10 protein-coding genes are annotated in these 11701 nt (G+C 73.8%); 5 read left to right on the forward strand and 5 right to left on the reverse strand.

What is annotated here, in order from left to right:
- Nucleotides 1–6 precede the first annotated feature (6 nt).
- The 3 genes from E2C05_RS10710 to E2C05_RS10720 all read left to right on the forward strand — a co-directional run bounded on the left by E2C05_RS10710 (nt 7) and on the right by E2C05_RS10720 (nt 3448).
- The gene (locus tag E2C05_RS10710) at nt 7–1272 is read left to right on the forward strand and encodes a DNA polymerase IV (protein WP_133219615.1); all 1266 of its coding nucleotides are present in this window, start codon (nt 7–9) and stop codon (nt 1270–1272) included.
- Nucleotides 1273–1549: 277 nt separating this feature from the next.
- A complete protein-coding gene (locus tag E2C05_RS10715; protein ID WP_133219616.1) occupies nt 1550–2386 on the forward strand; it encodes a c-type cytochrome in 837 nt (278 codons plus the stop codon).
- Nucleotides 2387–2521: 135 nt separating this feature from the next.
- On the forward strand, nt 2522–3448 hold the full coding sequence (locus E2C05_RS10720; RefSeq protein ID WP_133219617.1) for a manganese catalase family protein: 927 nt from the start codon (nt 2522–2524) through the stop codon (nt 3446–3448).
- A gap of 147 nt (nt 3449–3595) precedes the next feature.
- On the opposite strand, the gene E2C05_RS10725 is transcribed toward E2C05_RS10720, so the two are convergent.
- Together E2C05_RS10725 and E2C05_RS10730 are read right to left on the reverse strand one after the other, a co-directional pair.
- Complete coding sequence (locus E2C05_RS10725) at nt 3596–4420, reverse strand: ABC transporter permease (protein ID WP_240046702.1); 825 nt, start codon at nt 4418–4420, stop codon at nt 3596–3598.
- Nucleotides 4420–5358 (reverse strand): ABC transporter permease, encoded by a 939-nt coding sequence (locus E2C05_RS10730; protein WP_133219625.1) that lies wholly within the window; start codon nt 5356–5358, stop codon nt 4420–4422. Before E2C05_RS10730 ends, E2C05_RS10725 begins: the two co-directional genes overlap by 1 nt.
- 88 nt (nt 5359–5446) lie before the next feature.
- Here E2C05_RS10730 and E2C05_RS10735 point away from each other — a divergent pair, with 88 nt between their 5' ends.
- Both E2C05_RS10735 and E2C05_RS10740 read left to right on the forward strand, forming a co-directional pair.
- A complete protein-coding gene (locus E2C05_RS10735; protein ID WP_133219618.1) occupies nt 5447–5911 on the forward strand; it encodes a (2Fe-2S)-binding protein in 465 nt (154 codons plus the stop codon).
- Nucleotides 5912–5915: 4 nt separating this feature from the next.
- Nucleotides 5916–8111, forward strand: a complete 2196-nt coding sequence (locus E2C05_RS10740) for a xanthine dehydrogenase family protein molybdopterin-binding subunit (protein ID WP_133219619.1) — start codon at nt 5916–5918, stop codon at nt 8109–8111.
- A gap of 333 nt (nt 8112–8444) precedes the next feature.
- On the opposite strand, the gene E2C05_RS10745 is transcribed toward E2C05_RS10740, so the two are convergent.
- The 3 genes from E2C05_RS10745 to E2C05_RS10755 are packed head-to-tail and all read right to left on the reverse strand — an operon-like array spanning nt 8445 to nt 11265.
- The gene (locus E2C05_RS10745; RefSeq protein WP_133219620.1) at nt 8445–9359 is read right to left on the reverse strand and encodes an LLM class flavin-dependent oxidoreductase; all 915 of its coding nucleotides are present in this window, start codon (nt 9357–9359) and stop codon (nt 8445–8447) included.
- Nucleotides 9356–10195 (reverse strand): LLM class F420-dependent oxidoreductase, encoded by an 840-nt coding sequence (locus E2C05_RS10750; RefSeq protein WP_133219621.1) that lies wholly within the window; start codon nt 10193–10195, stop codon nt 9356–9358. The genes E2C05_RS10745 and E2C05_RS10750 overlap by 4 nt, the downstream gene beginning before the upstream one ends.
- Nucleotides 10192–11265 (reverse strand): LLM class F420-dependent oxidoreductase, encoded by a 1074-nt coding sequence (locus E2C05_RS10755; protein WP_133219622.1) that lies wholly within the window; start codon nt 11263–11265, stop codon nt 10192–10194. The genes E2C05_RS10750 and E2C05_RS10755 overlap by 4 nt, the downstream gene beginning before the upstream one ends.
- Nucleotides 11266–11701 lie beyond the last annotated feature (436 nt).

The raw sequence follows: 11701 nt of genomic DNA on the forward strand, positions 1-11701 counted from the left end.
CGCGCCATGCCCGCCCTCTGCCGCGACTGCTTCGGCACCGGCATGGCGGAGGAGGCCCCGGCCTGCCCCGCCTGCGGCAGCCGCCGCCTGGCGCGGCACCGGGAGCTGTTCACGCTGGTCGTCGCGCATGTGGATTGCGACGCCTTCTATGCCAGCGTCGAGAAGCGGGACCGGCCGGAGCTGGCAGCGAAGCCCGTCATCGTCGGCGGCGGCCGGCGCGGCGTGGTGGCGGCCTGCTGCTACATCGCCCGCACCACCGGCGTGCGCAGCGCCATGCCGATGTTCAAGGCGCTGCGGCTCTGTCCCGATGCGGTGGTGATTCGGCCGGAGATGGCGAAATACGCCGCCGCGGCGCGGCAGGTGCGGGCGCTGATGGAACGCCTGACGCCGCTGGTGCAGCCGCTGTCGATCGACGAGGCGGTGCTGGACCTGCGCGGGACCGAGGCGCTGCACCGCGCCCCGCCCGCCGTCATGCTGGCCCGCTTCGCCCGCTCGGTCGAGCAGGAGGTGGGCGTCACCGTCTCCATCGGGCTGGCGCCCAACCGGCTGCTGGCCAAGCTGGCGGCCGAGCGCGACAAGCCGCGCGGCTTCGCCGTGCTGGGCGCGGCGGAGGCGCGGGACTGGCTGGCGCCGCAGCCGGTGACCTTGCTGCCCGGCATCGGCCCGGCGCTGGCGCGACGGCTGGAGGCGGCGGGCTTCGCCACCCTCGGCCAGCTTGCGGCGCTCGATGCGCGGGACGCGGCGCGCCGCTTCGGGGAGGAGGGGCCCGGCCTCGCCGCCCGCGCCCGCGGCGAGGATGCGCGCGCCGTGACGCCGGAGCGGGAGGCGAAGAGCATCAGCGCCGAGACCACCTTCGACGCCGACCTGCGCGAGATCGCCGCGCTGGAGGCGCCGCTCTGGCGGATGTGCGAGAAGCTGGCGCGCCGCCTGCGGGAGAAGGACCTGGCCGCCGGCGGCATCGTGCTCAAGCTCAAGACCGCCGGCTTCGCGCTGCGCACCCGCAATGCCCGCCTGCCCGCGCCGACGCGCCTGCCGGAGACGCTATTCGCCGCGGCGCGGCCGCTGCTGGCGAAGGAAGCGGACGGCACCGCCTTCCGCCTCATCGGCATCGGCGCGCAGCCGCTGGCGCCGGCGGAGGATGCCGACCGCGGCGACCTGGCCGACCCGCTGGCGCCGAAGCGCGCCGCGCGCTGGCAGGCGGTGGAGGCGCTGCGGGCGAAGTATGGCGACGCCGCGGTGGCCCTGGGCCGCGGCCTGAAGCCGCGCCGGTGAGCCGCCCACCAAGATCCCGCCCGGGTGTGTCCCGCACGCTGGGGCCGCCATGCCTGGCGGCGAGCCGCCGGCATGCGGCACGCGGGCGGGTTGCGGCGGCGCAGGGCCGCGCCCGCGCCGCGACGCATCGCACCGCCATGACGAGCGCAAGGCGTGGGTCGCTGCCGCGCCGCGGATGAAACCGTGATGGCGACACGCATCATCCCGAAGCGTCCGCGCTTGCGTCGGCGCCGGCGCCGCCGTTTCATGGCTTCGGCGTCGCGGGGGAGGATGGTGCATGCGTCACTGGATCGGCGGCCTGCTGGCCGCCCTGCTGCCGATACTGCCCGCCGCGGCGCAGCCCGATGCGCTGGTCGCGCGCGGGCGGCAGCTGGTGGAAGGCATCGCCGCCTGCGGCAACTGCCACACGCCGAAGGGCCCGCAGGGCGATGTCGCCGGCATGGCCTATGCCGGCGGCTTCGTCATCGACATCCCCGGCGCCTTCCGCGCGGTGGTGCCGAACATCACGCCGGATCCGGAGACCGGCATCGGCCGCTGGAGCGATGCGGAGATCGCCCGCGCGATCCGCGACGGCAAGCGGCCGGATGGCAGCACCATCGGCCCGCCGATGCCGATCGAGCTGTACCGCGACATCGCCGATGCCGACCTCGCCGCGATCATCGCCTATCTGCGCAGCGTCGCGCCGATCCGGAATGCGGTGGGCAAGTCCAGCTATCCGATGCCGCTGCCGCCTTCCTACGGGCCGCCGGTGGCCGGCGTGGCGGCGCCGGCCGATGATCCGGTGGCGCGGGGCGCCTATCTCGCCGGGCCGCTCGGCCACTGCATCGAATGCCATACGCCGATGCTGGCGGATGGCCGGCGGGACTGGTCGCGCACCGGCGCCGGCGGCGTGCCGATCCCGGGGCCGTTCGGCATGGTGGTGCCGCGCAACATCACGCCGGCCGCGCTCAGCGGCTGGAGCGATGCGCAGGTGATCCGCGCCATCACGCAGGGCATCTCGGCGGATGGCGGGCGGCTCAGCCCGCCCATGGCCTTCCCCTATTATGCGCGGATGAGCGACGCCGAATTGCGCGACGTCGTCGCCTATCTGCGGGCGTTGCCGCCGCTGCGCTGACGCGGCGCGCGGCAGCAAGCGGCGGCGGCACGGCCACCGTCGTCGCTGCCGCTGCCGCGCGCTTTCGGGCGGCAGGAAGGCAACCGTGGCTTCGGTCCGGCCGTTGCACAGGCTCCCCCAAGCCGGAGAGCCCGCATGTTCCTGCGCGTCAACAAGCTGCAGACCGAATTGCCCGCGCCGAAGCGGCGCGACCCCAACGCCGCCGCGGCGCTGCAGGAATTGCTCGGCGGCAAGTACGGCGAGATGTCCACGCTGGGCAACTACCTGTTCCAGAGCTTCAATTTCCGCAGCAAGTCCAAGCTCTCCTCCTTCTACAGCCTGGTCGCCTGCATCACCGCGGAGGAGCTGGGCCATGTCGAGCTCGTCTCCAACGGCGTCGCCATGCTGAACAACGGCCCCGACGCCAAGGGCGACGACAGCGGCGACGGCGGCGACATAAGCAACGCCCCGATGGAAGCGATGAAGGACACGCGGCTCGCCGCCGGATTCTTCTCGCATGCCGGCGGCGCCGTGCCGGCGGACAGCAACGGCCTGTCCTGGAACAAGGACTTCATCACCACCACCGGCAACGTGGTGTTCGACCTGCTGCACAATTTCCACCTGGAATGCGGCGCCCGGCTGCACAAGCTGCGGGTCTACGAAACCCTCTCGGACCCGACCGGGCGCGAGGTCTGCGGCTACCTGCTGGTCCGCGGATCGGTGCACGCGCATGCCTATGCGCTGGCGCTGAAGAACCTCACCGGCGTCGAGATCGAGAAGATGCTGCCGACGCCGAACATCCCGCTGGGCAACATCCCCGAGGCGCAGAAATACCTCGCCGAGGGCTCGCATCGCCGGCTCTACACCTTCAGCCCGGAAGACTACCGCGACATCGCGGCCATCTGGGGCCAGGGCGAGCAGGCACTGCCGGGCGACCCGCCGGGCGAGCTGCAGGTGGTGGAAGGCATGCCGGATGGCGGCAAGATCCATGAACTGGTCGGCCAGCCCAACGTCTTCACGCCGGACTATGCGCCGGAGGAGATGTTCGAGATCGCCGCCAAGCTGACCAAGGCGATGCGCTGATGACCGGCGGCCGCTGATCGCGACCGGTCAACGGCCCCTCGATCGCCGGGCGGTCCGCGCCGCAGGCCCTGGCGTCGCGGCACGGGCTGCGGCGCCGGGCCGGGCGCCCGGCAGTCGGGCGTCCGGCATGGGGCAAGGCGGCGGCCATCACGGCAGCCGCCGCCGCACCCCATCCGCCAGCAGCGTGCAGCCGGCGACCGCCAACAGGATGGCGAGGCCGGGCCACACCGCCGCCAGCGGCGCGCTGAACACCATCTCCTGCGCGTTGGACAGCATGTTGCCCCAGGACGGCGCCGGCGGCTGGATGCCGAGGCCCAGGAAGGACAGGGTGCTTTCCGCCAGGATGGCGCCGGCGACCGACAGCGCCGTCGCCACCGCGATCGGCCCGGCGATGTTGGGCAGCACATGCCGCCATAGCACCCGCGCCTCGCTGGCGCCGGCGACGCGCGCCGCCGCGACATAGTCCAGCGACAATTGGGTCAGGGCCGCGGCGCGCGACAGCCGCGCCACCGTCACCCAGCCGAAGGCCACCAGGATGACGGCGATGCGCAGGATATCGGACAGCGCTTCGCCGCGCGGCAGGCCGAAGCGGCCGGTATCCACTGCCGCCAGCACCACCAGCAGCGGCAGCGCCGGCAGGGCCAGCAGCCCGTCGGCCAGGCGCATCAGCACGGCGTCCGCCCAGCCGCCGCGCCAGGCCGCCAGCAGCCCGACCGTGGTGCCCAGCAAGGTCGCGCCCAGCGCGACCGCGGCGGCGACCGCCAGCGAAACCCGGGCGCCGAACAGCAGCCGCAGCAGGATGTCGCGGCCGAGCTCGTCGGTGCCCAGCGGATGCGCGGCGGAAGGCGGGGCGAAGCGGTTGAACAGGTCCGGCGCAAAGGGGTCGTGCCCCAGCCAGCCCTGCGCCAGCGGCGCCAGCAGCGCGCCGAGCGCCAGCAGGCCCAGCAGGCCCAGCCCGAGCCGGAGCCGCATCAGCGCGACAGCCTCGGGTCGATCAGCCGCTGCGCGATGTCGGCCGCCAGCGTCGCCAGCATGGTGACGAGGGCGGCCAGCAGCAGCGCCAGCAAGGCGAGGTTGTAGTCGTTGCCCATGACGGCGTCGTAGATCAGCTTGCCCATGCCGGGCCGCGCGAAGATCTGTTCCGTGATCAGCGCGCCGGAGACGAGGGCGCCGGCATCCAGCGCCAGGATGGTGACGACCGGGATGGCGGCATTGGGAAAGGCATGGCGCCACAGCACCGCGCTCTCCGGCAGGCCCTTCATGCGCGCGGTGCGGATATAGGGGGCGCCGAGTTCCGCCTGCATCGCCGCCATGGCGTGCCGCGCATAGCCGGCGAGGTTGCCGATGGCGAGGGTGGCGACCGGCAGCGCCAGGAAGCGCAGGGCCTCCGCCGCGCCGCGGTCGTCCGGCAGGCCGCCCGCCGGCAGCCAGCCGAGTTCCACGGCGAACAGGATGACCAGCAGGATGCCGAGCCAGAAGGTGGGCGTGGACTGCGCCAGGATGGCGGTGCCGTCCACCGCCGGCGCCGCGCCGCTCCGGGCGGCGCCCCAGGCGCCCAGCAGCACGCCGCCGCCGGCCGCCAGCACCAGGGCGCAGCCGAGCAGGACGAGGGTGGAGCCGACCGCCGGCCACAGCACCTGCGCCGCCGGCACGGCGAAGAGCCTGGAATGCCCGAACTCCCCGCCCAGCACCGCGGCCACCCAGGCCAGGTAGCGTTCGTGCAGCGGGCGGTCCAGGCCGTGCAGCGCCCGCATCCGCGCCGCATCGGCGGCGGTCAGGTTCGGGTCGGCCATAAGCGCCAGGTCCACCGGATCGCCGGGCATCAGCCCCATCACCAGCCAGGTGGCGGCGGACAGCACCGCGAGGGTGACGGCGATCTGGACCAGGCGGCCGAGGATCAGGCGGAGCATCGGCCGGGAGGGTAGCGCGGAACCCCTTCGCGGGCGAAGCGGGCCGGGCCTATCCTGGCGGCCAGAGGACAGTCCAAGGGAGAAGCCCATGACGGCCCCCACGAAGCTGCAGGTGAACGGCCGTGCCGTGACGGTGGCGGCGGAGCCGGACACCCCGCTGCTCTATGTGCTGCGCAACGACCTGGCGCTGAACGGCGCCAAATTCGGCTGCGGGCTCGGCCAGTGCGGCGCCTGCACCGTGCTGGTGGATGGCCAGCCCGTCCGGTCCTGCGTGACGGATCTCTCGGCCGTCGCCGGCCGCAGCGTGACCACGCTGGAGGGGCTGGGCACCGCCGACAATCTCCACAAGCTGCAGCGCGCCTTCATCGCCGAACAGGCGGCGCAATGCGGCTACTGCATCCCCGGCATGATCATGGAAGCCAAGGCGTTGCTGGACCGCATGCCGGAACCGGCCGAGGCGGAGATCCGCAACGCGCTGGCCGACCATCTCTGCCGCTGCGGCACCCACAACCGGATCGTCGCCGCGGTCCAGCGCGCCGTGCGGGAGGGCTGAGGCGATGCGCGAGACACTCACGCGGCGCGGCCTGGGCCAGGCGGCGGCCGGGCTGACGCTGCTGTTCAGCCTTGCGCCCGCCGGGGCGCAGCCGCGCCTGCCGGGCAGCCTGCAGACCAACCGCCGGCTGGATGCCTGGCTGCGGATCGAGCCGGGCGGGGTGGTCACCGTCTGCACCGGCAAGGTGGAGATCGGCCAGGGCGCCGTCACCGCGCTGCTGCAGATCGCGGCGGAGGAGCTGGATGTCGCGCCGTCGCGCATCCGCATGGTCTCCGGCGACACGGCGCTGACGCCGGATGAGGGCTTCACCGCCGGCAGCCAGTCCATGGAACAGGGCGGCACGGCGCTGCGCTTCGCGGCCGCGGAGGCGCGGGCGATCCTGCTCGACCTGGCCGCCGCCCGGCTGGGCGCGCCCGCCGCGGCGTTGGCGGTGGAGGACGGCAGCATCCGCGCCCCGGGCGGCGCCGCGACCAGCTACTGGGAGGTGGCGCAGGCGGCGAGCTTCGCGCGGGAGGCGACGGGCCGCGTCGCGCCCAAGCCCGCGGCGCAGCACCGGATCGTCGGCACCTCCCACCCAAGGCTCGACATCCCGGCCAAGGTGACGGGCGGGGCGATCTATGTGCAGGACATGCGCCCTCCCGGCATGCTGTTCGGCCGCGTCGCCCGGCCGCCGAGCTACGAGGCGAAGCTGCTCTCCGTCGACCTCGACGCGGTGCGGGCGCTGCCCGGCGTGGTGGCGGTGGTGCGGGATGGCCGCTTCCTCGGCGTGGTGGCGGAGCGCGAGGAGCAGGCGGTGAAGGCGCGCAAGGCGCTGCGGGAGGCCGCGCGATGGGAGGTGCCGGCGGCGCTGCCCGACCCGGCGCGGCTGCACGAATCGCTGCGGGCCCTGCGCACGGATGACAGCGTGCCGTCGGAGAAGCGGGCCGACGCGCCGCCGGCGGTCCGGCGTTTCCAGGCCACCTACACCAAGCGCTACTTCGCGCATGCCTCCATCGGGCCCTCCGCCGCGCTGGCGGTCTATGCGGCGGATGGCGGCAGCGTGCAGGTCTGGTCCCACACCCAGGGGCCCTTCCCGCTGCAGCGCGACCTGGTGCGCGTGCTGGGCCTGCCTGCCGACAAGGTGCGCGTCAGCCATGCGCAGAATGCCGGCTGCTACGGCCATAACGGCGCCGATGACGCGGCGCTGGACGCGGCGCTGCTGGCCCGCGCCGTGCCGGGCCGGCCGGTGATGCTGCAATGGATGCGGGACGACGAGTTCCAGTGGGAACCCTACAACCCCGCTATGGAGATGCGGCTGACCGCCGGCGTCGCGGCGGATGGCCGCATCGTGGACTGGGGGCACGAGGTCTGGAGCAACCACCACAACAACCGGCCGCAGAACCCGCGGGAGGGATCGAACCTGCTGGCCAGCTGGCACCTGGAACGGCCGCATCCGCCGGTCTATCCGCGGGCGACGCCGCAGCCGAACGGCGCCGGCGACCGCAACGCCGTGCCGCTGTACGACTTCCCGAACCAGCGGGTGGTGAACCACCTGATCCCGGAGATGCCGGTGCGCGTCTCCGCCCTGCGAACCCTCGGCGCCTATGCCAATGTCTTCGCGCTGGAATCCTTCCTCGAGGAGATCGCCGCGGCGCTGGGCGAGGACCCCATCGCCTTCCGGCTGCGCCATCTGCCGGACCCGCGCGGGCGGGCGGTGATCGAGGCGGCGGCGAAGCTGGCCGCGGAGGAGCCGGGCGACCTGCCGCGCGGCTTTGGCTTCGCCAAGTACAAGAACGTCGCCGCCTATGTCGCCTGCGTGGCGGAGGTGGCGCTGGACCGCGCGACCGGCGCGGTGCGCGTGCCGCGCGTCTGGGCCGCGGTGGATGCCGGGCAGGTCATCACGCCGGATGGGCTGCGGAACCAGATCGAGGGCGGGATCATCCAGGCCGTGAGCTGGACCGTGAAGGAGGACGTGCCCTTCGACCCGCAGGGCATCCTGGCGAAGGACTGGAACGACTACCCGATCCTGACCTTCCCCGAGGTGCCGCGGATCCGCACCGTGCTGCTGAACCGGCCGGAGGCACCGCCGCTGGGCGCGGGGGAGGCGAGCCAGGCGCCGGTCTGCGCCGCCATCGGCAATGGGCTGGCGCGCGCGCTGGGGCGGCCGCTGCGAGCGCTGCCCTATACGGCGGATCGGGTGAAGGCGGCGATGGTCGGCTAGGGCGGATCGCGGAGGGCCGTGAACGGCCCGGAGCGTGACTCTGCTATGACAACAACACGCTGCAGCGGCGCGGCGTTCAATTGTGAACGCAATCCGCTGTAGAACGGATCGCGGGAGGGCGGGCCGACGCGGACCCCGGCCCGCCGCCGCGACGGCCCGGGGTCGTCAGGGCGGGTCGCGGCCTTGCGTGGACCGCCGCGCCGCGGGAAGCCGCCCTGCAAGCAAGGCGCTGCGGCGTTCGGGCGTGAACGCCGCATGGTGAATCGAAGCGGTGGAGCGTCCGGCATCGAGCCCGAACCGCCGCGGCGGCCGGCCACCGATGGGCCCCGTCGGTCAGGACAGGCCCGGCAGCACGCGCTCCAGCAGCAGCCTTGTCTGCGCCAGCGGCACCTCGTCGCCCTCGCCCACCGGGCGCAGCACGAACTTGGTCACGCCGGCCGCGACATAGGCGCGGATGCGGGCCAGCACGGCATCGGCATCGCCGGCCACCAGCCCGCGCGCCGCATCGCGGCCGGTCCGCTTGCGATAGGCGGCGGCGAAGCGCTGCGCCGGCGCATCCTCGGCGCTGCCGAACCAGAAGGCGAAGCCGGCGCCATAATGGTCCTCGTCGATCGCGCGGCCCGCCGCCGCGCAGGCCGCGCGGATGGCGGCGATCACCGCGGCCGCTTCCTCGGGCGTCTCGCCGCCCGCCTGCCAGCCCGTGCCGTAGCGCGCCGTGCGCCGCACCGCCGCCTCCGACCCGCCGCCGATCCAGACCGGCAGGTTGGCCTGCACCGGCCGCGGCGCGATCGCGGCGCCGGCCAGCCGCCAATGCGCCCCGGCGAAATCCACGCTGTCCTCCCGCCACAGCCGCGTGACGATCTCCAGCGCCTCATCCGTGCGGCGGCCGCGGGTCTTCGTCTCCAGCCCCAGCGCCTGCCATTCCGGCGCCAGCGGGCTGCCGATGCCGAAGGCCGGCAGCAGCCGCCCCTCGCTCAGCACGTCGATGGTGGCGCATTGCTTCGCCACCAGCACCGGGTCGCGGAACGCCAGCGACAGGACGTTCATGCCGAATTTCATCCGCCGCGTGCGCCCGGCCAGCGCCGCCATCACGCTCATGCATTCCAGGATCGGCGCGCGGCTCACGATGCGGTCGGTCTGCCAGATGGAATCCGCCCCGGCCTGCTCGCACAGGTCGACCCAGCGCCAGAACCCCGCCGCCGTGGCGAAGGGGTACTCCATCAGGCCGAGGCCGAGCGCGAGCTTCATGCGCGCGTCAGCGGCGCCAGCTCGTCCAGGCGCCGCAGGATGCCGTCGCGGTCGAGGTCGGGCACCTCCAGCAGCACGCGGTCGATGCCTGCCGCGCCGTAGCGCGCCAGCGTCCCGGCCTCGGGCGGCGCGCGGAACACCGTGGTGGTCAGCGTCGCCGGGTCCCGCCCGGCCTTCTCCGCCGCCGCGCGCAGCCGCCCCACCGCCACGGCGGGGTCGAAGCCGGCGCCGGCGCGTGGGAACCAGCCGTCGCAGAACCCCACCACGCGGCGCAGGGTGTGGTCGGTCTCCCCGCCCAGCAGCACCGGCGGGTGCGGCTTGCGGGCCGGCTTGGGGTACAGCCAGGACGGCTCGATCTTCACGAACTCCCCGTCGAAGCCCGCCACCTCCTCGGTCCACAGCGCCTTCATCGCCAGCACCCGCTCCTGCATCAGCTTGAAGCGCGTGTCGTAACGGGCGCCGTGGTTCTCCATCTCCTCCACGTTCCAGCCGCCGCCGATGCCGAATTCGAACCGCCCGCCGGACAGGCGGTCGAGGCTCGCCACGCTCTTCGCCGTGACGATCGGGTCCCGCTGCGGCACCAGGCAGACGCCGGTGCCGAGGACGAGGCGCTTGGTCGCCGCCGCGGCGAAGGCCAGCGCGACGAAGGGGTCATGCGTATGGGCATAGCGCTTCGGCAGGTCGCCGCCGCCGGGAAAGGGCGACCGGCGGCTGACCGGGATATGGGTGTGCTCGCAGACGAACAGGCTCTCGAAGCCGCGCGCCTCCAGCGCCGCGCCGAGCTCCCCGGGATCGATCCCGTAATCCGTGGGGAAGTAGAAGACGCCGACCTTCATGCCGCTTCCTCCCGAGCCGGCCCGTTCAGGCCGGCGGCCTGGGCCATCACCTCGATCGCCTCCGGCTGGCGGCTGCGTACCGTCAGCGCATCCGCGCCCGACTCCGCCCAGGCGCGGTAGCGGTCCCGGATGCGGGCGGGCGGGCCGACCAGCGACTTCATGTCGATCCATTCGTCCGGCACCGCCGCCACCGCCTCGTCCTTCCGCCCGGCCAGGTACAATTCCTGGATGCGCTCGGCCGCCCCGGCGAAGCCGCGGCGGATCATCATGTCCTTGTGGAAATTCTTCTCCCGCGCGCCCATGCCGCCGACATAGAGCGCGACCTCGGGCTTCAGCCTGGCCAGGCCGGCCCGCACATCCTCCGTCACCTCGACATGGACCGAAGCCTGCACGGTGAAGTCGGCCCGCGTCTTCGCCCGCCCCGTCGCCTTTTCCGCCCGGCGGAAGCCTTCCTCCAGCCAGGGCTCGAATTCGGCCATGGATCCCGGGACGAAGCCCAGCGCCAGCCAGCCATCGGCGATCTCCGCGGTCAGCTTGACCGTCGCCTCGTTGCCGGTGCCCAGCCAGATCGGGATGTCGGGGTTCATGTGCAGGATGGATTTCAGCGGCTTGCCGAGGCCCGCCGCGCCCTCCCCCCGATAGGGCAGGCTGATCTCGCGGCCGTCATGCGTGACCGGCGCCTCCCGCGCCAGGATCTTCCGCATGATCGCCACATAGTCCTTCAGCCGGTAGTAGGGCCGGCCCCAGGGCTCGCCATACCAGCCCTCGACGATCTGCGGGCCGGAGACGCCGAGGCCGGCGATGAAGCGGCCGCCGCCGGCCAGCGAATCGACCGTCGCGGCGCACATCGCCGCATTGGCGGCGGTGCGCGCGGCCAGTTGCATGATGCCGGTGCCCAGCCGGATGCGCCGCGTCTGCGCCGCGAGGAAGGCCAGCGGCGTGACGGCGTCCGAGCCATAGGCCTCGGCGGTCCAGACGCTGTCATAGCCTAGCGCCTCGGCGCGCTGCACGAGCGCGACCGGAAGGTCCAGCGTCGCGCCGGAATAGCCGATGGAGAGTCCGAGCTTCATCCTGGCGCCCTGCCCCTTGCGGTCGGGGCTTCTTGCGAGCCCCGCGTCAGCCTCGCCCGAGGCGGCGGGCGGGGCAACCCTGCCGCGCCGGGGTGGCACCGCCGGCCCGCAGGGCGTCGCGCTGCCGACGCCGGGGGATGGGCCGGGGCGGCGCAGCCCGCCGCGGGCGGACGGCGGTCCGCCGGGGCCCGGGCGCGCATCGCGCAACCCGCCCGCATCCCGGCCGTTGCGCCCGGGCGGAATGCGGAAGGCGCTGCGGATGGACGCGAGGATCCTGGTGACCACCCTGGCGCTGCTCGCCCTCGCCGCCTGCGAGGTGTCCGGCACCCGCCGCGCCGGCCTGCCGGGCGAGCCGCTAGCACCCAGCGCCGCCTCGCCCAACGGCGCGGCCGGCGCGGCGGCCACCGGCGGGGGCGTGCCGCCGCCGACCGCGCCC

Source organism: Paracraurococcus ruber, from assembly GCF_004353985.1.
GTDB lineage: Bacteria > Pseudomonadota > Alphaproteobacteria > Acetobacterales > Acetobacteraceae > Paracraurococcus > Paracraurococcus ruber.

Excerpts from the sequence above, each read along its gene's own strand:
- E2C05_RS10750 (WP_133219621.1), bottom strand. The coding sequence starts at position 10,195 with ATGAAGGTCGGCGTCTTCTACTTCCCCACGGATTACGGGATCGATCCC.
- E2C05_RS10725 (WP_240046702.1), bottom strand. The coding sequence starts at position 4,420 with ATGCGGCTCCGGCTCGGGCTGGGCCTGCTGGGCCTGCTGGCGCTCGGC.
- E2C05_RS10745 (WP_133219620.1), bottom strand. The coding sequence starts at position 9,359 with ATGAAGCTCGCGCTCGGCCTCGGCCTGATGGAGTACCCCTTCGCCACG.
- E2C05_RS10715 (WP_133219616.1), top strand. The coding sequence starts at position 1,550 with ATGCGTCACTGGATCGGCGGCCTGCTGGCCGCCCTGCTGCCGATACTG.
- E2C05_RS10735 (WP_133219618.1), top strand. The coding sequence starts at position 5,447 with ATGACGGCCCCCACGAAGCTGCAGGTGAACGGCCGTGCCGTGACGGTG.
- E2C05_RS10730 (WP_133219625.1), bottom strand. The coding sequence starts at position 5,358 with ATGCTCCGCCTGATCCTCGGCCGCCTGGTCCAGATCGCCGTCACCCTC.
- E2C05_RS10710 (WP_133219615.1), top strand. The coding sequence starts at position 7 with ATGCCCGCCCTCTGCCGCGACTGCTTCGGCACCGGCATGGCGGAGGAG.
- E2C05_RS10740 (WP_133219619.1), top strand. The coding sequence starts at position 5,916 with ATGCGCGAGACACTCACGCGGCGCGGCCTGGGCCAGGCGGCGGCCGGG.
- E2C05_RS10755 (WP_133219622.1), bottom strand. The coding sequence starts at position 11,265 with ATGAAGCTCGGACTCTCCATCGGCTATTCCGGCGCGACGCTGGACCTT.
- E2C05_RS10720 (WP_133219617.1), top strand. The coding sequence starts at position 2,522 with ATGTTCCTGCGCGTCAACAAGCTGCAGACCGAATTGCCCGCGCCGAAG.